The sequence below is a fragment of the Allobosea sp. GW821-FHT12C12 genome (genome assembly GCF_058807355.1).
On record NZ_JBXAQP010000010.1, the window covers coordinates 50,373 to 72,927 of the forward strand.

The 22,555-nt window shown below is 63.1% G+C and carries 17 protein-coding genes and 6 pseudogenes; 6 read left to right on the plus strand and 17 right to left on the minus strand.

What is annotated here, in order from left to right; translation table 11 throughout:
- Positions 1–171 precede the first annotated feature (171 nt).
- Together AC1RRW_RS15305 and AC1RRW_RS15310 are read right to left on the minus strand one after the other, a co-directional pair.
- Entirely contained in the window at positions 172–651 is a 480-nt protein-coding gene (locus AC1RRW_RS15305) for a glutathione S-transferase family protein (protein ID WP_492901762.1), read from the minus strand.
- A gap of 83 nt (positions 652–734) precedes the next feature.
- Positions 735–1,421: an alpha/beta hydrolase gene (locus AC1RRW_RS15310; RefSeq protein WP_492901627.1), complete on the minus strand. Its 687-nt coding sequence runs from the start codon at positions 1,419–1,421 to the stop codon at positions 735–737.
- 149 nt (positions 1,422–1,570) lie between these two features.
- Between AC1RRW_RS15310 and AC1RRW_RS15315 the strand changes: the two are divergent.
- A pseudogene (locus AC1RRW_RS15315) lies at positions 1,571–1,792 on the plus strand (LysR substrate-binding domain-containing protein); the annotation flags it as partial.
- 64 nt (positions 1,793–1,856) lie between these two features.
- On the opposite strand, the pseudogene AC1RRW_RS15320 reads toward AC1RRW_RS15315, so the two are convergent.
- The 3 pseudogenes from AC1RRW_RS15320 to AC1RRW_RS15330 all read right to left on the minus strand — a co-directional run.
- Positions 1,857–3,108, minus strand: a pseudogene (locus AC1RRW_RS15320) (methylase); the annotation flags it as partial.
- A gap of 147 nt (positions 3,109–3,255) precedes the next feature.
- Positions 3,256–3,670: pseudogene (locus tag AC1RRW_RS15325) on the minus strand (hypothetical protein).
- 96 nt (positions 3,671–3,766) lie between these two features.
- Positions 3,767–4,438: pseudogene (locus tag AC1RRW_RS15330) on the minus strand (DNA-binding protein); the annotation flags it as partial.
- Here AC1RRW_RS15330 and AC1RRW_RS15335 point away from each other — a divergent pair.
- Positions 4,422–4,799: a hypothetical protein gene (locus tag AC1RRW_RS15335; protein ID WP_492901774.1), complete on the plus strand. Its 378-nt coding sequence runs from the start codon at positions 4,422–4,424 to the stop codon at positions 4,797–4,799. The pseudogene AC1RRW_RS15330 and the gene AC1RRW_RS15335 overlap by 17 nt on opposite strands.
- Before the next feature lie 457 nt (positions 4,800–5,256).
- Here AC1RRW_RS15335 and AC1RRW_RS15340 read toward each other — a convergent pair whose 3' ends face one another.
- Both AC1RRW_RS15340 and AC1RRW_RS15345 read right to left on the minus strand, forming a co-directional pair.
- The gene (locus tag AC1RRW_RS15340) at positions 5,257–6,426 is read right to left on the minus strand and encodes a mandelate racemase/muconate lactonizing enzyme family protein (RefSeq protein WP_492901628.1); all 1,170 of its coding nucleotides are present in this window, start codon (positions 6,424–6,426) and stop codon (positions 5,257–5,259) included.
- A 166-nt stretch (positions 6,427–6,592) separates the two neighbouring features.
- A complete protein-coding gene (locus AC1RRW_RS15345) occupies positions 6,593–7,558 on the minus strand; it encodes a LysR family transcriptional regulator (RefSeq protein WP_492901629.1) in 966 nt (321 codons plus the stop codon).
- 119 nt (positions 7,559–7,677) lie between these two features.
- Between AC1RRW_RS15345 and AC1RRW_RS15350 the strand changes: the two genes are divergently transcribed.
- Positions 7,678–8,376, plus strand: a complete 699-nt coding sequence (locus tag AC1RRW_RS15350) for an HAD-IA family hydrolase (protein ID WP_492901630.1) — start codon at positions 7,678–7,680, stop codon at positions 8,374–8,376.
- A gap of 28 nt (positions 8,377–8,404) precedes the next feature.
- Positions 8,405–9,700, plus strand: coding sequence for an NAD(P)/FAD-dependent oxidoreductase (locus AC1RRW_RS15355; RefSeq protein WP_492901631.1), 1,296 nt, complete (start codon positions 8,405–8,407; stop codon positions 9,698–9,700).
- 26 nt (positions 9,701–9,726) lie between these two features.
- On the opposite strand, the gene AC1RRW_RS15360 is transcribed toward AC1RRW_RS15355, so the two are convergent.
- From AC1RRW_RS15360 to AC1RRW_RS15395, 8 genes are all read right to left on the minus strand, one after another.
- Positions 9,727–11,769, minus strand: a complete 2,043-nt coding sequence (locus AC1RRW_RS15360; protein WP_492901632.1) for an oxidoreductase — start codon at positions 11,767–11,769, stop codon at positions 9,727–9,729.
- A 105-nt stretch (positions 11,770–11,874) separates the two neighbouring features.
- Entirely contained in the window at positions 11,875–12,654 is a 780-nt protein-coding gene (locus AC1RRW_RS15365; RefSeq protein WP_492901633.1) for an amino acid ABC transporter ATP-binding protein, read from the minus strand.
- Positions 12,644–13,474, minus strand: coding sequence for an amino acid ABC transporter permease (locus AC1RRW_RS15370; protein WP_492901634.1), 831 nt, complete (start codon positions 13,472–13,474; stop codon positions 12,644–12,646). The genes AC1RRW_RS15365 and AC1RRW_RS15370 overlap by 11 nt, the downstream gene beginning before the upstream one ends.
- Entirely contained in the window at positions 13,471–14,217 is a 747-nt protein-coding gene (locus AC1RRW_RS15375) for an amino acid ABC transporter permease (RefSeq protein WP_492901635.1), read from the minus strand. Before AC1RRW_RS15375 ends, AC1RRW_RS15370 begins: the two co-directional genes overlap by 4 nt.
- A 142-nt stretch (positions 14,218–14,359) precedes the next feature.
- Entirely contained in the window at positions 14,360–15,223 is an 864-nt protein-coding gene (locus AC1RRW_RS15380) for a transporter substrate-binding domain-containing protein (protein WP_492901636.1), read from the minus strand.
- A gap of 46 nt (positions 15,224–15,269) precedes the next feature.
- Entirely contained in the window at positions 15,270–16,787 is a 1,518-nt protein-coding gene (locus AC1RRW_RS15385; protein WP_492901637.1) for an FAD-dependent oxidoreductase, read from the minus strand.
- Between the two features lie 186 nt (positions 16,788–16,973).
- The gene (locus AC1RRW_RS15390; RefSeq protein WP_492901638.1) at positions 16,974–17,786 is read right to left on the minus strand and encodes a pyrroline-5-carboxylate reductase family protein; all 813 of its coding nucleotides are present in this window, start codon (positions 17,784–17,786) and stop codon (positions 16,974–16,976) included.
- 31 nt (positions 17,787–17,817) lie between these two features.
- Positions 17,818–18,720, minus strand: coding sequence for a LysR substrate-binding domain-containing protein (locus tag AC1RRW_RS15395; RefSeq protein WP_492901639.1), 903 nt, complete (start codon positions 18,718–18,720; stop codon positions 17,818–17,820).
- Between the two features lie 306 nt (positions 18,721–19,026).
- On the opposite strand from AC1RRW_RS15395, the pseudogene AC1RRW_RS15400 reads away from it, so the two are divergent.
- Positions 19,027–19,209 (plus strand): annotated as a pseudogene (locus AC1RRW_RS15400) (IS630 family transposase); the annotation flags it as partial.
- Between the two features lie 145 nt (positions 19,210–19,354).
- On the opposite strand, the pseudogene AC1RRW_RS15405 reads toward AC1RRW_RS15400, so the two are convergent.
- Together AC1RRW_RS15405 and AC1RRW_RS15410 are read right to left on the minus strand one after the other, a co-directional pair.
- Positions 19,355–19,843 (minus strand): annotated as a pseudogene (locus AC1RRW_RS15405) (zinc-binding dehydrogenase); the annotation flags it as partial.
- Positions 19,844–20,245: 402 nt separating this feature from the next.
- The gene (locus AC1RRW_RS15410) at positions 20,246–21,325 is read right to left on the minus strand and encodes an ABC transporter substrate-binding protein (RefSeq protein WP_492901640.1); all 1,080 of its coding nucleotides are present in this window, start codon (positions 21,323–21,325) and stop codon (positions 20,246–20,248) included.
- A 435-nt stretch (positions 21,326–21,760) separates the two neighbouring features.
- Between AC1RRW_RS15410 and AC1RRW_RS15415 the strand changes: the two genes are divergently transcribed.
- Positions 21,761–22,525, plus strand: coding sequence for an ABC transporter ATP-binding protein (locus AC1RRW_RS15415; RefSeq protein ID WP_492901764.1), 765 nt, complete (start codon positions 21,761–21,763; stop codon positions 22,523–22,525).
- Positions 22,526–22,555: the final 30 nt, after the last annotated feature.

Below are 22,555 nucleotides of genomic sequence, written 5' to 3' on the forward strand. Positions count from 1 at the left end.
ATCTAGCGATCCGCGAACGGTCGAATAGATATCCAATATGGACGATGCGTCTCGCCTGCGGGACGATCTGCTGCCGTCGTTGGGTAAGCGCCCTGGCGACGACTTACGAAGACCGTCGTGTTCAGGCTTCTCCCCAGAGACGCCGGACCCGGTCGATGCTTGGACGGGCGATCAGTCGCTGAAGTGGCGCCGAACGTGCGTCGGCAGGGCGATGCCGACCTTCGGCGCCCAGCGCTGGACGTAGAAGAGGGCTGCGTCGGCGATGGTGAAATGGTCGCCTGCCGCGAAGTCGTGAGACGCGAGCGCGGTACCGAGCACGCAGAAGCCCTGCTCGACGATCTCGCGTCCCCGCTGTTTCACCGTCTCGGCCAGTTCGTCGCTCGGCGCGAACTGCGAGGGCGCGAAGAGCCGGCCATAGCCCTGGCCGTGGATCGTCCCCTCGACATAGGCGAGGACCTCGATCGCGCGCGCTTCCCCTTCAGCATCCTCCGGAAGCAGTGCCGCCGTCGGCGCCTGTCGCGCGATCCAGGTCGCGATCGCGCTGAACTGGGTCAGCACGGAGCCGTCGTCGCGGACGAGCGTCGGCACCTTGCTCTTCGGATTGATCGCCAGGAAGTCCGCCTCGCGCGTCGCGCCACGGCCGACGTCGATCTACTCCAGTTCATAGCTGAGCCCGGCCTCCTCCAGCAGGACGTGGATGCCGATCGCGCAGGTGCCGCGCCCCCAGTAGAGCTTCACAGCCCCGCTTCCGTGACGAAGGCGGCTTCGAGGAAGGCGCAGGCGCCGTCGAGCGCCTCGGGCGCTGCCTTGAGCATCGCGACGTTGGACGGGAAGACGTGGACCATGCCCTTCCAGACGTGCACCTCGCACGACGCCGAGGCCGCCTTGGCGGCCGTACCGAATCGAAGGGAGTCGGCGAGCAGCACCTCGTCGTCGCCCACGCCGATCCGCACCGGGGACAGCGAGGCCAGGTCACCGCTCATGGCGTTCACGCGAGCGTCGGCGGGGTCCGCGCCGCGCAGATACTGCTCGGCCCCCTGCTGGAGGATCGAGCGCGAGAGGATCGGGTCGGCATCGGCCCGGCTCTCCATCGTCTCGCTGGCGAGCGACAAATCGATCCAAGGTGAGAACAGCGCCGTTCCGACAGCCTTCGTTACGGGACCTCCCGACGCCACCAGCGCGAGCGCGAGGCCGCCCCCGGCCGAGTCCCCGGCTACCGCGACGGAGTCGAAGCCGGCCGGCGCCATTCCGTCCAGCGCCTGGTGCGCATCGTCGAACGCCGCCGGGAACGGATGCTTGGGCGCCAGCCGGTAATCGGCGACGAACACGGCACCCTTCACCCGCGCGGCGAGCTGGCTGGAGAGGCCGCGATAGGCGGTCGCCGACCCCAGCACGTAGCAGCCGCTATGGAGGAACAGCACGGCGCGGCCCGGCACGGCGTGGGCCGGTCGGCACAGCCATCCCCGAACGCTCCCGATCTCGGTCTCGCTCCACTCGACGCCTTCGGGGGCCGGCGTCTTCTCGATGAGCGCGTCATAGGCTTCGCGACCGTCCGGACGTCGCAGTGGCGATGGATCTGACGAGCCGCACCGTCGACCTCGTGGCGGAACAAGTCGACGTCACCTTCCGCATGGGGCCGATGAGCGACTCCAGCTTGGTCGTCAGTCGTCTCGGTGCGATCAACTGCGTGCTGTGCGCCGCCCCGGCGTATCTCGACCGGCGCGGATGGCCGACGACGTTGGCGGAACTACGCGCGCACGACCTGCTCGCGATCCCCCGTGGCGACGGTCTACCGCGCCGCTGGTGCCTGCGAGACCGGGATGGCGCCGAGCATCACTTCGATGCGCCGGTACGCCTGCGCCTGCGCCGGGGATACGGATCGTTTGTAATCCGTATTCTTCATAGATGGCGTTGGTCAGGTACGCGCCTTCGGTCGGCGACCAGTCTAAGGTCTCATAATCGAGCGCGACGCCTTCGGGGTCGGCGGCGATCGGCGCAGCCGGATGCGAGTAGGCCGCACGAGCGAGATAACCGCGCACGGATTTAGGGGGTGTCGCCAAGATGGGCGCGGAGGTCGCCGGCAAGGCGACGGGCGCACGGGTAGACACGTCGCGTTCGATCCATCCGAGCAGTGTGGCGACATCGGGCGCCATGCCCGGCGACGCCGGAAAGCTGGCGGGTGGTCGGCCGGCAGCTTGTCGATGACGGTCAGCCTGGTGGGGAACGTGGTGCCGTGCCTGGCATAGACCGAACCGGCGATAGCGGCGGAGAAGACAACGCGGCCTCGTTCCTGCAGGCGCACGAACGCATCGCGCCAGTCGGGCATGTCGGGACCGACATTGGCGCCGGTGATCGCCACGAGCCGGCCGCCGGGCGCGAGCCGGTTCAAGGCCGATGCGATGTGGCGAAACCCGGCATCGGCGACGCGGCCGGAGACATTGGACATGGCCGAGAATGGCGGATTCATCAGCACAACGGAGGGAACGGCCGCCCGATCGAGATGATCGTCGATCTGCCTGGCGTCGAACCGTGTGACGGCAAGCGCCGGAAAGAGGGACGAGAGGAGGTTAGCACGGACGTCAGCCAGTTCGTTGAGGATCAGCGAGCCGCCGGCCGTCGATGCGAGAATGGCGAGCAGTCCGGTGCCGGCAGAGGGCTCCAACACGATGTCGGTCGGCGCGATAAGCCGCAGCCGTCACCATGGCGAGGCCAAGCGGGACCGGCGTCGAGAATTGCTGGAGCGCTTGGCTCTCTTCCGAGCGGCGGGTGTGGGACGGTAGGAGCCCGGTGATTTTCGACAAGGCGGAGAGCCGCGCTGCCGGGGATACGGATTTACGGAACAGGGCCTTTCCGTATTTGCGCAGGAACAGGACGGCGGCGACCTCGCAGGCCTCGTAGGCCGTTTTCCACGTCCAGGCGCCGGATGTGTCTGATGCGCCGAATGCCGTTCCGAGTGCGGTGCGTAAGATGACAGCGTCAATGCGGGCGCTGCGTTCAAGATGGAGAAGAAGGAAGATTGGCGGCCGCCAGGATCGCCGTGGCAGCGTTGTCGGAGGCGAGCGGAAACGTCACGGCGGCGTCGCCGGGGACGGGAGGCACGATTTTCATGTCGGAAACCTCGGGAGAGCGAAAACGGGACAAGCCCGCGCGGCGCTCTCCTTCGAACCGCCCGGACTCAGCCCTTCCCGGCCGGCCTCTCCCTCTCAGAGGCCTGACATGAAAAAAGCGCTCAACCGCGGAGGTGGGCGCTTTTTGTCAGTTCTCGGGCGTGCCGCCGTTGAGCACTTTGGCGAGCCAGCCATCGGTGTAGATCCAGTCGATGGTCTCGCCGGTCGCGAGGTCGAGAGCATGTGCTCCACCGCCGAAGCCATAGACGCGCGGGCGCGAGCAGGTGTTGGCGTATTGGAAACCCCAACGCCCCGTGAGGCCGAATTCCGTGGCGCACCGCTTCACGAACTGGATCAGCCGCTCGGGATCGCCGGTGGCATTATCGCGCATCCCGAGCTGCGTGCCGCCATGCTCCGGCTCGATCGAGAGAAGGAAGCCCTCGGAAGGTGGTTCCTCCGACGCGCCTTCTTCGGAGAGCGCATTGTAGAGATCGAGGGCGCGCGGCGTTCTCAGGTGTGCCGACGTCAAGCAGGCACGAGAAACGGGTGAAGTAGTCGGCCATGTAAGGCTCCTGAAACGAAGATGCCCGGCGCGATGGCCGGGCTAAGGATGGGCTGGGAATGTGCGGGACGGCCGGAACCGCCCTGCATCGTCCGCGCTACTCGGCCGCGATCATTGCGGCGGGCTCGTCGTCTTCCGGTTCAACCGGCTCGCTGCCTTCACCATCGTCAGAAAGGAATGCCGGCAATGCCTCGGCGCCGCAGGCCTGCTCCGCGCTTTCGGCGTTGGGCTCGCTTTCGGCACCGTTGAGGCGCAGCGGTTCCGGCAGCCAACCGGTGTCGGCCAGCAGGCGTTCGGCTTCCTTGGCCATGTCGCCTTTCTTCATATGGTCGATGAGCTGCGCGGCCCGCTCGCCGGCGCCCTCGCGAACGGCTTCGAGGATGCGCGCCTTGGTGACGCGGCCGAGATAATTGCCGACTGTCGGACGCCAACCGGCTTCCACCATGTCCATGCCGGTCGTCCGCGCAAGACGATCGGCCTGCGCCAGGCGAATTTTCAGGTCGTGCTCGCTCACACTGGAACCGCCGTAGGGATTCGGCTTCTCGTAGAGCGCGTTGACGCCATAGCTGACGCAATGGGCGAGCAACGCCATGCGGCTGGCTTCGTCGAGTGCGGCGAGCCAGTCCCACAGAGCAGCATCATCGGCGGGGACATCGACCTTCCATGCCTTATGCCGCTCAGCGACAGATTTCGCGGAAGGGCTATCCTTCAGCTCGTCCGCCTGCGCTGGGAAGAAGAGGTGGCGGACATTCGTGCAGGAAGCCGAGGAGCCCCCTCCCCTGCTGCACCCGAACATGGCGCACCACTATCGCGTCCAGGTCGACGCGCTCTATGCCGCGCTTCAGGAGGATTCGGAAGCCAAGCGGATGACTGCGGCCGACCTGATGCGGTCGCTGGTGAAGGAGATCATTCTGACGCCGGACGACGGCGCGCTGCAGATCGACGTGCGTGGCGATCTGGCCGGCATCCTGACGATGTCCCTCAAGGGCAAAAGGGTGGCCGTCACGGTGGGATCGGCGCGAACGCAAAAAAGCCGCCCTGGAGAGGCGGCTGATTTGGAATCGCAAGTTGCGATGGTTGCGGGGGCACACAACCACCGATACCGACATTCGTTGAGGCTGGCGATCTGACACCTCTGCCACAAGCGAGTTCGAATCCGTTCAGGCGCCGCCATCCGCTTCTCTGCCCGACGCATCAACTCCGGAGAGGAACCCTCTCTGGAACGAGCAAGTTACCCGGTGGCGATCTTGGCTTGAGAGATCACACACCACATGACGGTGAAGAAGGCCAGGGTCGTCAGAGAAGGACCGAGATCGACGCCAGCTGGCTTTTGATCTCCGCGAGCGAGCCCTCATATTCCCAAGTCTGAATCGTATCATGTGGGCACTCAATAAAAATATAATCCTCCGTGAGAGATAGAATCCTATCGATTTTGATCGACTTCTCAACTAAATTATCGGATCCAACAGAATCTACAATAATTTTCCTTCCTCATCGTAACCGTGATACACGGGCTTAGCCTTAATCTTCAGAACGATAAACATATTTTAGCTTCTCCTTTCAAGAGTGATCTTTCGTCCCATATGATCAGGACAATGTGAACTCACCATAGACCGAATTGCCGAGCGCATTGCGGCGCAATTCGACGCCAAAGCCCGCAGCGTCGCTGACCGGGATGACGCCGTCCTTCACCGACAACTCGATCGGGTTTTCCAGCACCTCGACATGGCCGGGAATGCGGGCCCAGTAGGGGAAGTGCTCCTGGATGTAGAAATTCGGGATAGAGGCGCTGAAATGCATCCCAACCGCGGTCGACAACGCGCTGGCGCAGATGTGGGGCTGAACCTTCATGCCGTAGGCCTCGGCCATCGCCGCTATCTTACGGGCTTCGAGCAGACCGCCGGTGTTGCCGATGTCGGGCTGGAGGATGTCGGCAGCACGGCTTTCGAGGATGTCGCGGAAGCCGTAGCGGGAATAGACACGTTCGCCGACCGCGACGCGTTGCGAGATGCCGTTGGCGATCTTGACCAGGGCAGCCACGTCGCCAGGGACCGCCGGCTCCTCGACATAGGTGATGTCGAGGTCCTCGACGTCGCGGCAGAACCGGATCGTGTCGTCCGGCGTCAGCCCGGCCGAGAGATCCAGCATAATCTCGACGTCGAGACCGACGGCGCGCCGAATCTCGCGGACCGTCGCGATGGCGCGCTTGGCAACGCTGCGGTCACTGGCGGCGCGGTAGGACGGATGGCGCAGCTTACCCTCCGGCAGGATCGTGACGAAGGGGTAGAATTTCAGCGCGCCATATCCATCCTCGACGGCTTTCGCAGCCGCCGCCGGCAACTGGCTGTCCTGGGTACAGCCGAAGTACCAGCCGTTGCAGTAGGTGCGCAGCTCGTCATGAACGCGTCCGCCGAGAAGCTCGTAGACCGGAAGGTTCAGGCTGCGGGCCTTGATGTCGAGCATCGCCTGCTCGATGGCGCTCATCGCCGCATAGACGATCGGGCCGCCGCCCTTGGCCCAGAATCCGTGATCGTAGATCTCGGTCCAGAGCGCCTCGATCCGGAATGGATCGATCCCGCCCTTCATGTAGCGCTCGATGATATCCTTCAGCATGCCGGCGGAGGCCGTGCCGCCGATGCCGTAGGCGATGCAGGCCTCGCCGAGGCCGATAATGCCCGAGTCGGTTTCCAGCTCCAGGATGACCGGGCGGATGCCGCCGCTCTCGATCAGATAGATGCGCGCCGATGTGATCTTCATGTCGCCTTCGCCATTGGAAATGAGGAGAGGGTTCGAGGCCCGGCGATGCGGTCCGCCGAAACCCGTGGTGCAATGTCAGTCGCGCCAAGGCAGGGGCGGATGCTGTCCTCCTCGCATGCAAGGCAGGTTAGCAGTTGGCGTCACCGCGAATTGAAACAAGCCAGTCCTACCTCTCAATAGAAGCCAGTTCGGCAAGCAGCACAGGCGCGATATCCGGATGACGCATTGCGACCAGAGAGGCATCTTCCCTATACTCATCAAGTATCCACTGGCATATCTCGTTCACTACCTCCGCATGCGGCCACCGCGACACAACGAGATCGCAGCGCCGGCCGGTTGGGACCAGCTCCGCGCGCGCCGGAACCAGCGCGCCTCCGGCCAACAAACTGGAAATGACATTGAACCAACCAACAGCGACGCCCTGCCCCACCAAAGCCGCTTGGACGACGAGCGTATAATCGGTGAAGAGGAGCTCGCTCGCCGTTTGCAAAGTGCTGTCTGACGCGAAGAGCTCGGCCCAATGAAATTTCGAACCGCTGAGCGTGATCATCCGCGCGGCGGCGGGGAGCAGCGAACCGGCATCGGCGCGCGCTTCCTCGTACCGATCCGAACAGACCGGGAGCAGCAGTTCCCTCATAAGAGGAAAGACCTTGACCTTGTCGCCCGGTCGCGGGTCGAATCGCATCGAGATATCGACACCTTCGACCGGGCCTTCCAGTGGCCCGTTGATCAACTGAAATTGGATCTCCTCACCGGGAAACCTCGCTTGGAAACGCGCGAGCCGCGGCATGAACCAGTGCGTCGCAAAGGCGGCAGACACCGACAACACGATCGGCCGCCGCGGGACGCGATGGCGGCCGACGAGTTCCGAAACAATGCGCTCAATATCGCCGAAACTGCGCGAAACTCCCGAGAACAGCTTGTTTCCGTCCTCCGTCAGCACGACTCCGGACGGCGTTCGACGGAACAGCGACAGCTCCAGATGAAGCTCGAGGCGGCCGATCATCCTGCTCACGGCGGGGCTGGTAACCCCGAGTTCCCGAGCCGCCCGCGCGAAGGTCCCGCATCGCACGGCAGCTTCGAATGCCACAAGGGTGTTGAGCGAAGGGAGCAATCGTCGAAGCTCGGACATTACAAAATGTAACCCGGCCGTTGATTATTTTGGACGTTGCGCGGACGATCCCAATGCGGACACTTGGATCCAGGCGGCCGCTTCGGCGGCCCGCAAATCGCATCCAAAAGGCGCTCCACATGTCTTTCGCCGACTTCAAAGTCCTGACGTTCGATATCGTCGGAACCTGCATCGATTTCGAAAAAGGTGTTCTTGACGGATTTCGCGCCGCCGGCGGCCCGGCCGCCGCCAAGTTGACGGAGGACAAAATCTTCGGCGCCTACCTCACCGCACGCACCGATTCCCCTGGTGCCGCGAGCGCCGTCATGCGCGACGTCTACATCGCAGCCGCCAAGACGCTCGGATTGCCGACAGACGACGCAGCGGCCGATTGCTACTTCCGCTTCTTCTTCAACGCGCCCGCCTTTTCCGATTCTGGGCAGGCGCTCCGGCGACTGCGGCGCAAATTTCGTCTGGTCGCGATGACAAATTATGACAGGGTCGCCTACACCAACTGCGCGAACAAGCTCGGCTTGCCGTTCCACGACAGTATCACGTCCGACGAGGCCAAGTACCCGAAGCCCGATCCGCGCTTCTTCGCATACAATCTCGGCAGGCAGTCGGCCTTTGGCTACAAGCAGGAGGAGATCCTGCATGTCGCGCAGAGCCAATACCACGACATCGGAGTCGCGCGGGAGCTCGGATACAAGGTCTGCTGGATAGAGCGACGCAAGGGGCTGAAGGGTTTCGGTGGGACCCCGGTGCCGAAGGAGGTCACCAAGCCGGACTTCCACTTCGCGACGCTCGGCGAGCTGGCCGACGCGGTCGAGCTCGATTGACCTCGGAGCGTCGCCAGGGGTGAGAACCATGCAGCGGCTGACGCCACCGGCTTCCCTCTGGCGCGAAACTGGGATGCCGGCCTCGGTGCCGAAGCCTCTCACCCATGACGCGTCGGCGGACGTGGCAATCATCGGGGCTGGATATACCGGCCTTTCGGCAGCACTGCGCGCGATCGAAACCGGCCTAAAACCTGTCCTTGTTGAAGCATCCGAGGTCGGATTCGGCGCATCGGGCCGCAATGGCGGAGTGGTGTCGACCAAATACCGTGTCTCGCTAAGCGACATGGCGAAACACCACAGCGTGGAAACCGCGAAGCGTATGAGCCGCCTCGGGCACGACGCCATGGATTGCGTCGAGCGCTACGTCGAGGAGTTCGGTATCGAATCGGCTGGTTTCGCCAAGACTGGCAATCTGCGCTGCGCCCACAACACTCATGCCCTCGAGGCGCTGAAGGAAGAAGCAAAGACGGTTCGCGATACATTCGGCGACAACAGTCTGAAAGTCCTGGGCGCAGAGGAGACCGCGGCCGAGATCGGAAGTCTCGGTTTCACTGGCGGTGTGCTCAACACACATGCGGGCATCATTCACCCCTTGAACTACGCCCGTGGCTTGGCCGAAGCAGTCGTCAAGGGCGGCGGAGAGATCTTCGAACGCTCGATGGTCGAAGAGGTGATACAGGCTTCCTCCGGCGTAGAGCTTGTGACTTCGCAAGGTTCGGTCCGCGCCGGGCGCCTGATCGTGGCGACGAACGGCTATTCCGACCTGTCCCCGGCCACCTCCATTGTCAGGAAAGCCGTTATCCCTTTCCGAAGCGCGATGGTCGCGACGAAACCGCTTCCGCCTGAAACCTTCGCGACGCTCGTGCCGAAGGGGCGCAGCTATAGCGAGACCCGAAGGATGATGCGCTGGTTCCGCCGCATCGACGACCGCCTGCTCTTCGGCGGCCGCGGCGCCTTTGGCAAAACCGACTCCTCTTCGGCTTTCGCTGCGCTGGAAATGGCGATGAAAGGCCTCTTCCCGCAGTTGTCCGACGTCGCGATCACCCATCGTTGGTCCGGACTCGTCGCGATGACGATGGACAGCCTGCCACAAATCGGGCTCGTCAATGAACGGACCGCCTTCTCGGTGGGCTACAACGGCACGGGAATCGCGATGGCCAGCCTGCTTGGCCGGCACGCACTCGACCTCGTCATCGGAGAGGAACCCGATCTCTGCCTGATGCGGCGGAAGCGCCCGGAGGCGATCCCCTTCTATTTTATGCGCGAGCCCGCCGTCCGAACAGTGGCCGGCTGGTACCAGTTCCTCGACGGAATTGGCCGCTGACGGATTCGATCTCGATCTGCAGCGCGTCATAGCGCGCTGCAGATCCGCAAGGCATCCAGAATCGCCGAATGAATATTGCGGCTGGAGACGGCATCGCCGATGCGGTGCAGCGCGAAGTCGGCCGCCGGGCCACCGGGCTGTGGCTCGGCTTTCACCAGGGCCTCGAGATCGGTCACCCCGTCATTAGCTGAACGCCCGCGCAGCGCGTCATACACCTCCGACATCGGAATCGAGCCCTGCTCGACCACGACATGGTCGACAATCCGGGTCGTCACCTCCTGCGTGAGATCGCTGAAGAGCTTGACCAGAAGCCGGTTGTCCTGACGCTCGACCGCTATCAGACGCGTCTCCGTGACCGGCTGGATACCGTATTTCAGGAAAAGCTGCTTCCAGCGGGTACGCTCGGAATAGGTCAGTTCCTCGGCGATGAAAGCATCGACCGAAATGTAAGCGACCCGCGCCCCCATCTCGACGGCACGCTCGGCCGCAAGCGGCGCGGGATGCCTGCCGGTCCCGTCGAAAACCAGCACATCCCCGGATAGGGCGACCTGACCGGTGAGCACGTCCCAGGTGGTGGTACATAAAGCCCCCCCCTCCTGAATATCGACCGCCGGCAGGCCGCCTGTCGCCATGATCACAACGTCGGGATCCAGTGCGGCGATATCGTTCTCGTCCATAAAGGCGTTGGCATGCAGGCTGGCGCCGAGGCGTTGAAGCTCGGCGACGCGCCACTCGACGATGCCCTTCAGGTCGCGCCGCCAGGAACTCGCGCCGACCAGGATCTGGCCGCCGAATTCGGCCCCGGCCTCGTAGAGCGAGACGACATGGCCGCGCTCGGCGCTGACGCGGGCAGCTTCGAGGCCGGCCGGCCCTCCGCCCACGACCACAACCTTCCGACCCGGCTTGTTCGCCTTCGGGATGACATGCTTCAGAGTGAGCTCCCGGCCTGTCACCGGGTTGTGCAGACAGGAGGGGCGCTGCGGCGATTGGCAATGGGTAGCGCCTACACATGGCCGGATTTCTGCCTCCCGTCCGCTGGCGAGCTTGGCGACGATGTAGGGATCCGCGATCTGGGCTCGCGTCATGCCGGCCATATCAAGTTTGCCCTCGCGCACCGCGTAACGCGCGGACGAGAGATCGGCGATGCGCGCGGCATGAAAGACGGGCAATCCGACCTCACGCCGGAATACGCCGACCGGCTCGACCCAGGGCGCCAGCGGCGTACCCATGCCTGGCATATTGTATTTGGCGAGCGCCGGCACCGATTCCATCGAGCCGTAGATCGCATTGAAGAAGTCGACCGCGCCCTCTGCCTGGAGGATCTGGCAAATGCGGATGCATTCCTCCAGTTGCAGCGCGTTGTGCGGTCCCTCGTCGACGGTAATGCGGATCCCGACGAGGAAGTCATCACCCACCACCTTCCGGATCGCCTCGTGCACTATCAACGCAAAACGGCAACGGTTCTCCAGCGATCCGCCGAAGCGATCGGTGCGCCGGTTCATGTCGGGCGACAGGAACTGCCCGATGAGGTGCCCGCCGGCTTGGGTCTCGATGCCGTCGAGCCCGCCCTCCTTGCAGCGCAGGGCGGCGGCGGCAAAGGCCTTCACGACCCGTGCGATATCGTGCTCGTCCATCTCCTTGGGGATGCTGCGGTGCGCGGTCTCGCGGATCGGGGAAGGAGCGATCGTCGGCAATCTTTCAGCGGCATAAGAGTCGCCGCGACGGCCCAGATGCGTGATCTGGCACATCAGCGCCGCGCCATGCGCATGCATCCGGGTGCTGAACCGCTGGAAATGCGGGATGATCTCGTCGGTACCGACATTGAGCTGGCGGAAGATGTTGGGCGAATCGATGTCGACATTCGACGACCCGCCGAACATCGAAAGGCCGATGCCCCCCTTCGCCTTCTCCTCGTGATAGGCTTGATAGGCTTCAGCGGGCATCCCGCCCTGTTCTAGTCCGCAGGCGTGGCTGGTGCTCATGATGCGGTTGCGGATCGTCAATCGCTTGATGGTCAGCGGCTGCAGCAGCGGATCTTTGGCAACGATCGCGGGATCGGGCTTGTACATGGTGGCCTCCGGAATCTCGACCAAGGTTCATCGTTCGCACGAACGGATCGCGCGGCTTTGACCGTAGTTGCTGAATGTCCCGCGCCGCGGCGCGGGGTCGGGTTGCTAAAGGACCTGGCTGAGGAACTGCCTCGTCCGGGGGTCCTTGGCGTTGGTGAAGAATTCCTGCGGCGGGCCGTGCTCGACGATGACGCCCTTGTCGGTGAAGTAGATGTGGTCCGCCACCTCGCGGGCGAAGCCCATCTCGTGCGTCACCAGGATGCAGGTCATGCCGTCGGCCGCGAGCTCCTTGATCGTCACGAGCACTTCCTTGACCGTCTCGGGGTCGAGCGCGGCCGTCACCTCGTCGAAGAGCATGATGTCGGGACGCATGGCGAGGCTGCGCGCGATCGCGACGCGCTGCTGCTGCCCGCCCGAGAGCTGCCCCGGATAGACGTCTTCCTTTCCGGTCAGCCGGACCTTCTTGATGAGCGCCCTGGCGCGCACCTCCACCTCCGCCTTGGGCTCGCGCAGCACCTTGATCGGCGCCATCATGACGTTTTCGAGCGCCGTCTTGTGGGGGAACAGATTGTACTGCTGGAAGACGATGCCGACCTTCCGGCGCAGCGCGAGCTTATCCAGCTTCGGGTCGTTGACCTCCTGCCCATGGAGCTTGATCGAACCGCTCCGGATCGGGTTGAGACCGTTGATGCAGCGGATCAGGGTCGACTTGCCCGAACCCGAAGGCCCGATGATGCAGACCACCTCGCCCTTGCGGACGTCGAGGCTGATCCCCCTGATCACCTCCAGACTGCCGAAGGACTTGTGGACGTCGCGCAGCGAAACAATCGGATCGCCCGTTGGCGGCGAATGCGGTAGCGCAGCGATGGCGCTTTCAGACGGCATATTTTCGCTCCAGCCTTCGTGTCCACAGCGCTATGGGATAGATGTAGGCAAAGAAGAGGCACAGCAGGAACAGGTAGAAAGGGAACAGCAGATCGGGTCTGGCGCCGGCTGCTTCCATGCCCGCCTGGGCGTTCGAGACGGCTTCATGGACGCTGAAGATCGAAGCCATCGGCGTCGAGAGCGTCAACAGCGCATACCAGTTCATCCATGGCGGTATCGCGCGCTTCACGCATTGGGGCAGGATGATCCAGCGCAGCGTCTGCGGGCGGGTGAAGGCGAGCCCCTCGGCGGAATCCCACTGCCCAGTCGGGATGGAATGCACCGCCCCCCTGACGATCTCGCTGATGTTACCCATCACCGGCAGCGCAAAGGCGACGGTGGCCTTGAACCAGTCGGGCAATGGCAGCCTGATGCCGCCGGGCAGCCTGAGCTCCGTCGGCAGCAGGAACATGATGGCGAACAGGATCACGAGCCAGGGCGAGTTCCGCAGGAGATGCGTGACGAAGCGGGACGGGACCCGCACCGCCCAGATCAAGCTGATCTGCATCAGGCCCAGAGCGATGCCAAGGACCGTGGCGAGAGCCATCGCGAGAAAGCTCATCGCCAGGTTCAGGGCGAAACCCTTCAGAATGAAGGGCAGCCATATTCCGAGCGTTTCGAGGGCCGAGGGCTGGCCTGCCGCGCGCGTCTGAGCCCATGCCGAGACGACCGACACCAGGAAGGCAGCGAAAAGACAGGCTCCGTAACGCCAGCTGATCCAGGACAGCGGACGCCAAGGCGACAGGCTTTCCTTGTCGAGAACAAATGCACGCGCCGTCATCGGCCGTATCCCGGCAGGGCGACCTTGCGCTCGATGAAATGGAGCGCGCTGGCGAGCGCCGTCACGACGATGATGTAGAACAGGAAGAGCAGAAGCATCATCTCGGGGACGTTGACGTTGTCCGACCAGACCTGGTTGAGGACATAGGTCATCTCCGGCACCGCGATCACGTATGCGAGCGAGGTGGTTTTCGCCAGGCTGACGAGATTGTTCGTCAGCGCCGGAAGGCTGATCCGGAAGGCCAACGGCAGGGTGATATAGAGATAGGTCTGCCAGCGGGAGAAGCAGAGGCTCTCGGCCGCCTCCAGCGTCGAGTCGGGTACGGCTTCCAGGCCGGATCGGAAGATCTCGACGTTGAATGCGCCGCCGAAGATGCCCAGCGACATGATCGCCCAGCCATAAGCGGAGATCAGCGGCTGCGAATAGCCACCCATGTCCACGGCCGGTACCAGCGTGCCCAAGCCGAAGAAGAAGAACAGCAGCTGGATCATCGGAGGCGTGTTGCGGAACGCCTGGATATAGGCATCCATCACCACGCGCAGGACGGTGCTGCGCGCCTTCTGAGCCCAGGCGCCGATAACACCGATGACCAGCGACAGCGACAACGTCCAGAAAATCAGCTGGAGCGAATTGCTGGCGCCCGCCCAAAACCGGTCGAACTCATAGCTGTCGTAGAAGACGTTGAAGTTCAGACCCGTGCTATCGTACAGATTTCGAAAATATGGTCCGATGAATTCGAGCATAGGTGTCCATCATCGACGCAATAATTCGGAACGATCTTCAATCTCAAGCAATTTCACGACCCGAGGTCGTGGAATTGCTTGATAATCCTGAATTTTCGCATTGCCTTCGCGCGGAGCGGTATCGGCTTCGCGCGAGACCGCCTCAATTCCGCGGATTGAGATAGGTCGTATCCCATTTCATTTTCTGGTTCTGCTCCGCAAACCAAGGATCGGCCTTGACGTTCCACTTCTTGGCGAGCGCGATGAGCTTGCCTTCCGCCTGCCAGCGATAAGCCATGCCGGCCATGAAGGCGCCCCAGGCCTTGTTCTGCTCCTCGATCGGAACCGCCGCCCCCCAGGGGTTGGTGTAGAGCGTCGCCACCGGCATCTCGTAATCCGTCCATTCGGGTAGCTCGAGATCGGCCATGATGCTGACGTCGTCATAGAGCCAAGCTATGCACTTTCCGGTGCGCAGGGCCTCTTTGGCCTCGGTGTTGCCGGCATAGGCCGTGAGCTTGGCCTTGAGCTGGGTCTCCGCCATCTTGTTGTAGGCGTTGCCCTGCTTGCCACAGACGGGCTTTTCGGCGATGTCCTTCCAATCCTTGATCACGCCCTTTTTGGCGAGCAGCGTGGGGCCGGAGGTCCAATAGGCTGGTTCAATAATGCCGATAATCTTGCGGCGCTCGGCAGTGTCGTACATGCCGCCGATGATCAGGTCGATCTTCCCCTGCTGCAGCATCTGCATGCGGTTAGCCGAGGTGATGACCACGGCCTCGAGCTTCACTCCTAGCGCTTCGGCGACGCCCTTGGCGAGATCCACCTCGATGCCTTGGAGCGAGCCGTCCGGCGCGGGAAAGGACCAAGGCTTGAATGCGCCTTGGACGCCGACCCTGACCGTGCCGCGATCGAGAATTTCCTTCAGCTGTCCGCCCGCCGCCTGCGATGGATGGGCCGCCAAAACCGCACAGCCTCCCGCGGCGGCGATGATCAATGCGCGGAGTGTCTTCGTTTTACTTGATGACAGCATGTCTTTCTCCCCTTTATTGAAGACTATATCGGCGGGCAGGCTTCGTTCAGGCAGTCTTTCCTTTCGGAAAACAACGGCTCTGATGATCGAGGAAAGCCTCGACTTCTTTCTCAACCTGCGTGGGGCTCCACCCCAGCAGGTCGGCAACGGAATCCGCTGCGTGCTTGACGATGCAGCGATCGACGTGCCGGCCCCATGCGCGACCGGTCCGGGTGTAGAGGATGCCACGCAGGTCGCGCGCATGCTCTTCGCTAACCGCCTTGCGATAGGCTTCCACCCGATCAAGGTCATGGTCGATTGCGGCATCGCGCCCGCTCGAACGAGCATCAACAATTGCCGTCTTGGCAACCGGCAATATCCGCGCGACAGCGTCGCGCAATTCCCGGCCAGCGCTCATATGGCTTTGCACCGGTCCCGCCGTCATCGCGAATACGCCCGGCAGACCTCGCGCCGCGAGATTATGTATTTCGCGAGTTCGGCGCCCCATCGGCTGATTGGGATCGAAAGTCAGAGGGCGAACACCGGCCCAGGTGAATTCCACGTCCTTTTGCTGTAGCGACAATCCGGCGAGCAGATGATTGGCTTCACCGAGAAGAAAGTCCACGTCCTCACGCGTGGGACATGCTTTATTAGCGTCGTCATCGAAGGGCGTCTCGGTCGGGCCGAAATAGAACCAATCCCCTTCAAGCGGAAGGCAATAGAACGGCATGCCGCCGCGATGGAGCGTGGCAATGCCGAAACCCTTGTAGCGCTCGGGCAGGCGCACCACGATGTGAGCGCCTTTGGTGCCCCGCACGAGGGGAAAACTGGAAGTCCGCCCGCCCGACGCGACCTCGTCGATCCATGTGCCCGCAAGATTGAGCACGATCTTCGCGCGGATCACCTGCATCGTACCCGACCGGTCCGACAGATCGACGATCCAATCACCCTCCGGGCTGCGCTCGCGAAGCGTAGCCTGCGTGAAGAGCCGCAGCTCGGCGCCGTTACGCTCCGCTTCAAGGGCATTGTCGACACAGATCCGATCCGGCCAGTCGATCATATATTCGCGGTAGGTCGCGATCGATTTCAGCTGCCTGCGATCGCGGAGATCGGCGGTGAAGGGGAGTTCCCGCTCGAGGCCGGTTCGGATACGGCGATAGTCCAGCGGCGGGCTCGGCGGCCCCAGGCGCTTCAGAAGCGAAAAGCCAATGTCGAGATGCCAGCCGCGAATATCGTCACCACGGTAGAGTGGGAAGCACATTGTGAACGGCTTGCAGCGCTCCGGCCGGAGGCGCACCAATTCCTCGCGCGATTCCATCGCTGCCTTGGCCATCTTGATCGCACCCAGCAGCCGCCTTGGCGATCGGGCGAAAGTCCGCACGGGATGGTGCGTCTCGAAATAGCGCAGACCGCAATGCAGGATTCGGGAAGAGCGGCTCGATGCACCGTTGGCGAGGTCGAATTTCTCCGCGAGCAAGACCCGGTAGCCGGCGGTTGTCAGCTCGCGCGCCGCGCTGGTGCCGTTAACGCCGCCGCCGATGACGGCGACGTCGAAACGATCTGTGGTCGGTGGCAGCGCTCTCATATCCCCGTCACGACGCTCCTAAAGAGATCGATACAAGGAGTTAAGCGTCAGATTCGAAATGATCAAAATAGAATATTTGGCGATCGCTATGCAGATAATGCATATAGTTTGCGTGCGGGTTGTTGCGCCGGCCCGCCGCGGTCAAAAGCGACCGTTCGGTTCCGCAACAATTCCGTGACGCACGCCCTACCCGCTCTGATCGGCTTGAAGCTCGCTTTGCCGCCGGACCCCCGCCTCGATCATACGTTCGCATAGCGCGGGGGCGATCCTCGCGAGCGGATTGATCACGGCTTCCGTGACGCCTAACGGGGTCGCCGTCGAGCTGATGATGGCCTCGTAGTCATATCCTCGCCGCAGCAATTCACCTGTTGCGACGAGGCTCTCCGCGATCATCATATCGAGCGAAGGCCGCGACACGTCATTGGCGCGAGCGGTGTTCGTGGATACGAACGCACGGGCGAACAAGGCGAAGATCGCGATGGCAGATCCCGCCACGTTCGATGCGACCCGGATATCCGCCTCCGTGACGTCGGCAGGCAGGCCAAACCGCGCGAACCAGTCTTTCACCAGCGCAATGTCGGTGCTTTTGGCAGCAGGGCCGGCGACCACCGGCACCGCACCGCGGCCGACCGCCTGGGCGATCGTCGGGATTGCCTTGACTACTGGATTGGCCGTCCAGCGGCCTATCGTCTCCAGCGCGACGCCGTTCGTCACGGAAACGACGATGACCGACGGCGCCAGATGAGGCGTGAAGGCGGCGAGGACCTCGCGATAAGCATGCGGCGAGACGGCAAGGACCAGGAGGTCGGCCCGGGACGCCCATTCCGGCTCGCCGGCCTGCAACCCGGGCACCGCTGCGAGCAGCGCATCGCGCGCGGTGCTGTTGCGGCCGACGACCGCGATCGTGTCCGCGGCGGATGTCCGGACGCTCGCTTCTGCGAGGACCTTTGCCAGACGGCCGGTCCCAGCGATCAGGATGGTCAATGCACGATGGGCCATGTTGGCTTTCCCAGGTCGGGATCGGTTCACTCTATCGCGGCAACAGTTGTAAAGCCGCGTCGCGTTCGCTAGCGAGGAGATCGAGCAGGGCCTCCACCGCCCGGTTGGCGGGGCGGGCCTCCGGCCGCAGCAATGCGACATTGAAGGGGATCGTCGGCGAGAAGGGGATCAACTGAACGCGCTCATCGACCTCGCTCACAGCCGTGTAGGGATCGATCAGCCCGACACCAATGCCGTTTTTCACCATCTCCCAGACGGCTGCCGAAACCGTCGTCTCGTAGGCAGGGGCGTATCTGACCCCGGCCGAACGGAACGCCTGGGGGACAAGTTGCCCGCCCGAGGTCAGCGTCGTCCAGGAAATGAACGGCACGTCGACGAGATCCGCCGGCTCGATGCGCGACTTGTCAGCGAGGGGGTGCCCGCTCGGCACCGCTGCGATATAGGGGGCGTCGCTGAAATGCTCGATGCGGAAGCCGGAGCGTCGAAAAGGCGTCTCCGCGATGCCGATGTCGATCTGCTGGGAAGCCGCCCATTCCTCGACGCGCGCCGACACGGTGGCATGAAAGACGATTCTTGTCTTGGGCCAGGCCACTTGGAACTTCGCTAGCAGCCGCGGCATGAATCCGATCGCCAGCGCCGGCATGATCGCAGCGTCGATCCTGCTGCTCTCGCCCTCGGCGACGCGGGCGGCGAAGCTCTTAAGGGAATCGAGGGATACGAAGGCTCTCTCGATTTCGTCGAGCAGCAAACGTGCGACAGATGTTGGCGTCACGAGCCCGCGCCGGCGCTCGAACAATGTAACGCCGAGTTCTGTCTCTAGCTTGTCGAGCAGCCGGCTTACCGCTGGTTGGCTCCGCCCAAGCAGCTCCGCCGCCGCGCTGACCGTTCCCGTCAGCATCACGGCTCGGAAAGCGGAAAAATAGAGCAAGTTCATCGGCTGAGCGTCCGCAGGGTCATTTCCAGATCATCGTCCGCAACGCGCGATCAGTCCAATGCGCAGTTAACCTGGGAAGACCTTGATATCAATCGGCTGCGAAAGGTATGCACGGCGGTGAGAAACCGATCCGGTGAAGCGCCGGCGTTTGTGCCGGCGCGGGCGCCATAAAGGCCGTCCACTGGATAGGCTGATCCCTTTTTGGGGTTGGCGGGGATGTTCGCTGTGGAGGTCTACGCGGCGGTGGCGGCGGCGCTCGTCGAGGATGGCGGCGGCGAGTGATCTCGTGGGTCGGGGTGCGCACATCCATCCTACAGCCCGGACATGAACCCGATCGAGAACGCCTTCGCCAAGCTGAAGGCCATGCTGCGAGCCAGAGCGGAGCGCTCCATCAGGGCCTTGTGGGACGCGGTCGGCGCCATCGTCGACCTCTTCTCGCCGACCGAATGCGCAAACTACTTCGAAGCCGCTGGATATGATCCGGATTAAGCCGGAAACGCTCTAGCTTCCCCCGGGCAACCAGATCCAGGAGATGTGACAGTACCGCCGGGTCGGGAGCGACGTGCGCGACGGCGGTGCGGACCCCGTATTCGGCAGAGCGATCGGTAAAGGGCGCGGCATTAAGGCAAGCGATCAGGCCGCCGGGGCGCAGCACTGGATAGCTGCGCTCATGCACCGTACCGCCCATCAGATCGATCACCAAATCCATGTCGCGCAGAACGGTGAAATCCTCAACGTCATATGCCCAGACGCGGGTGGTGCCGAGGGCTGCCAACGCCGGTCGGCTGGCGGAGGAGGCGGTGGCGTGGACGGCTTCTGCCCCGGCGAGGCGAGCGAGCTGCACAGCGATTCGCCCGACGCCCCCGGCAGCGGCATGGATCAGCACGCGCCCCACCGGCCGGTCCCCGTTCAGCGCCAGGGCCGCCGCCGCCGACAGGCCGGCCAGAGGCAGGGCGGCGGCCTTTACGTCATCGACCGCGTGGGGAACCGGGGCGATGACGGAAACGGGCATGTTCACCGCCTCCCCCCATGTTCCCATGCCGCCGCGTGGGGCCAGGAAGGCGATCCGGCGGCCGAGCCATTCGGTGTCGACGCCCCCGCCGGCGGCCACCACGGCGCCCATGCCGTCGCGTCCAGTCTGAGCCGGAAAGGCAGCGGCAGGGGCGGCAGTTTCCCGGAGCGGATCTTGCCGTCGATCGGATTAACTGAGGCGGCATGGATCGCGATCCGCACTTCGCCTCTGCCGGGAGGCGCCAGTGGACCGGCCCTCCATACGAGAACCTCGGGTCCGCCGATGCGATCGTATTCGACGCGCTCTGCCGTGGTCTTGATGGAGGTATTCATGGCAGAGCCTCCTCTTCCGCCGCGAGTTAGGCCAATGCCGCCTTCGCCTTCTCCCGGCATCGCGGCAGGACCTTGCGGGTATAGTCGGCTTGCGGATCGGCGAAGACCGCATCAACCCCAACGCCCTGGCAAAGGCTGAACAACCTTCTTGGAAATGATAGCTCGGGCACTCGTTGCGCGCCTACTTTTTGTAGAATCCGGGGATGAGGCTCTTGCGATAATCGACCCGCGTGGGGGTGATCTTTGCGTCGGCGAGGAAAGTCGCGACCGAATCGTAGCTCTCGAAGTCCTGGGGCGTGAAATCCCGCATCGTGCAGTCGATCTGCTTGAGGAAGTCCATGGTCTGTTCGAGCGGAATCTTGGCCTGGAGACGGACTGCCTCCGCCGCCCGCTTGGGATCGCTCTTGGTGATCGCGCACGCATCCGCGAGCGCTGCTGTAATGGCCTGCAACTCGGGTTTGTGGGAGTTCAGCCAAGGGCCATTCGCCGTGACCCAGAAATTGTAGACGTAATCGACGTCTCCGCTCGACGCCAGGATCTTGCCGCCCTGCCTCACCGCGACTGAGGGAAACGGCTCGAACAGCCAGAAGGCGTCGATATCGCCGCGAACCAGCAGCGCCGCCATCTCAGGCGGACCGGCTTTCACGACTTTCAGCTTGCCTGTGTCCAGGCCGTATTTCTTGACGGTCAGATTGGCGAGATATTCCATTGCTCCGCCCGGAACCACGCCGATGGAAGCGATCGCCCCCGGATTGGCGATCGTGCTCTTGGCTGCCATCTTGAGGAACTGGCCGGACTGGGTGACGACGCCGACCGCCCTCACGTCGCCGCGTCCCATCCTGATGATGCCGCTGACCTCTGCGGCAGCTCCGACATCGACAGTGCCCGCCACCATCGCATCCAGCGCTTCGGGACCCGACGAGAAACTGGTGAATTTGACGTCGACGCCGTGCTTCTCGAACAGCTTCTCCTGCTTGGCGACGAAGAACGCCACAAAGCCCGGATCGATTCCGACCCCGATATTGACAGGTTCGGCCGAGGCCGACGAGCAAGCCAGTGCCGCAGAAGCGAGCCATGCACCGGCGACGATGCTCCCCTTAAACTTTTGAAAGATGCAAGCTGACGACATCATCGACCTCTGTTGATCCCTATGGTGTTGGCGAATGGAGGCTCGTTTCAGGCTGTTCTCGGCGAAGCTGTCGGCTGCGAAATTTGGCTCTGAGCCGTTCGCGATGGCGGCTTCGACTTCTGGCAGTGGCATATGGGATCATGCCCGGCCGCTCACTGGCAATTGTGCCGCCCCTTATTAGTCGATAAGGGCTGAATATAAGTGTGTGGCCTATCGGGCGAATTCGGCGGCTTCCGGAGCGCCTGGCACGGCCTGGCGGCCGAAAAAGATATCTGCCACGACAGCTTGCCTTGGCGCGCCCGGCACCGGGCGCAGTGTTCCGGGCGGGCTCATCTATATGAACCGGCTATCGATTAATATCCGCCCGCGGATTGCGAAACCTTCCGAAAATTGCTCGACTGGAATTGGATTATGGACCAACTTCTTGGTCGCAGACAACAATATGTGGGAGACGTCGTTCTCATCTGCATCAGCAGAAATATGTTACAAACGACTGTTGCTACGGTGCACCAATAAAATTAAAAGGGGATGCTTATGCAAGTAGGTGTGCCGGTCAACTTGGCCGACGTGTCGATTCGAATTGGAAATTTCGAGATCGCGAGCGACATCAATCTGTCGATTTCTGCAGGGGAGTTCATTTGCCTGCTTGGCCCGTCAGGCTGCGGAAAATCGACGCTGCTGAATGCGATTGCAGGCTTTACCACCGTCGGGGGCCGTGTCCAGGTCGGCGATCGCCTTGTCACGAAACCGGGAACAGACCGGGGTGTCGTTTTTCAAAGCTCCGAGGCGCTTTTTCCCTGGCTTACAGTTCGGGAAAATGTCGAGTACGGTTATCGTATCCGAGGCGTGCCGAAAGCCGAGCGCGCCGGGATGGCGGACGAATACATCAAGATGGTCGGCCTCACGATGGCCGCGGACCGGTATCCGAGCGAGCTCTCCGGCGGCATGCGTCAGCGCACGCAGATCGCCCGTGTTCTCGCCAATGAACCCGCCGTCATTCTGATGGACGAGCCATTCGGCGCTCTCGACGCGCAGACGCGCGAGGTTCTCCAGGGCGAACTTGCGAAGATTTCGCATAAAACGGGCGCCACCATCATCTTCGTGACGCACGATATCGGCGAGGCGGTTCTCCTCGCCGACAGGATCGTCACCATGAGCGCCGGTCCGAGAGCGAGGATCAAGACGGTCGTTGACGTAGACTTGCCGAATCCGCGGGATCTGGACGATCCGCATGCGGTCGAACTGATCCGATTGCTGCGCAGCGACATTGCCGCCGAGGTCAGCCGGACCCTGGTCGGGCAGGGTCTCGTCGTCGACGCGGCGGCAGCGTGACCAGCAAGCGAACGCTCAATCGGCAAGGCA

What these genes read in the sequence shown, in the direction of transcription:
- AC1RRW_RS15340 (WP_492901628.1), bottom strand. Translation starts at nt 6,426, where the DNA reads ATGAAGATCACATCGGCGCGCATCTATCTGATCGAGAGCGGCGGCATC.
- AC1RRW_RS15350 (WP_492901630.1), top strand. Translation starts at nt 7,678, where the DNA reads ATGTCTTTCGCCGACTTCAAAGTCCTGACGTTCGATATCGTCGGAACC.
- AC1RRW_RS15360 (WP_492901632.1), bottom strand. Translation starts at nt 11,769, where the DNA reads ATGTACAAGCCCGATCCCGCGATCGTTGCCAAAGATCCGCTGCTGCAG.
- AC1RRW_RS15370 (WP_492901634.1), bottom strand. Translation starts at nt 13,474, where the DNA reads ATGACGGCGCGTGCATTTGTTCTCGACAAGGAAAGCCTGTCGCCTTGG.
- AC1RRW_RS15395 (WP_492901639.1), bottom strand. Translation starts at nt 18,720, where the DNA reads ATGAACTTGCTCTATTTTTCCGCTTTCCGAGCCGTGATGCTGACGGGA.
- AC1RRW_RS15365 (WP_492901633.1), bottom strand. Translation starts at nt 12,654, where the DNA reads ATGCCGTCTGAAAGCGCCATCGCTGCGCTACCGCATTCGCCGCCAACG.
- AC1RRW_RS15380 (WP_492901636.1), bottom strand. Translation starts at nt 15,223, where the DNA reads ATGCTGTCATCAAGTAAAACGAAGACACTCCGCGCATTGATCATCGCC.
- AC1RRW_RS15345 (WP_492901629.1), bottom strand. Translation starts at nt 7,558, where the DNA reads ATGTCCGAGCTTCGACGATTGCTCCCTTCGCTCAACACCCTTGTGGCA.
- AC1RRW_RS15410 (WP_492901640.1), bottom strand. Translation starts at nt 21,325, where the DNA reads ATGCCACTGCCAGAAGTCGAAGCCGCCATCGCGAACGGCTCAGAGCCA.
- AC1RRW_RS15390 (WP_492901638.1), bottom strand. Translation starts at nt 17,786, where the DNA reads ATGGCCCATCGTGCATTGACCATCCTGATCGCTGGGACCGGCCGTCTG.
- AC1RRW_RS15355 (WP_492901631.1), top strand. Translation starts at nt 8,405, where the DNA reads ATGCAGCGGCTGACGCCACCGGCTTCCCTCTGGCGCGAAACTGGGATG.
- AC1RRW_RS15385 (WP_492901637.1), bottom strand. Translation starts at nt 16,787, where the DNA reads ATGAGAGCGCTGCCACCGACCACAGATCGTTTCGACGTCGCCGTCATC.
- AC1RRW_RS15375 (WP_492901635.1), bottom strand. Translation starts at nt 14,217, where the DNA reads ATGCTCGAATTCATCGGACCATATTTTCGAAATCTGTACGATAGCACG.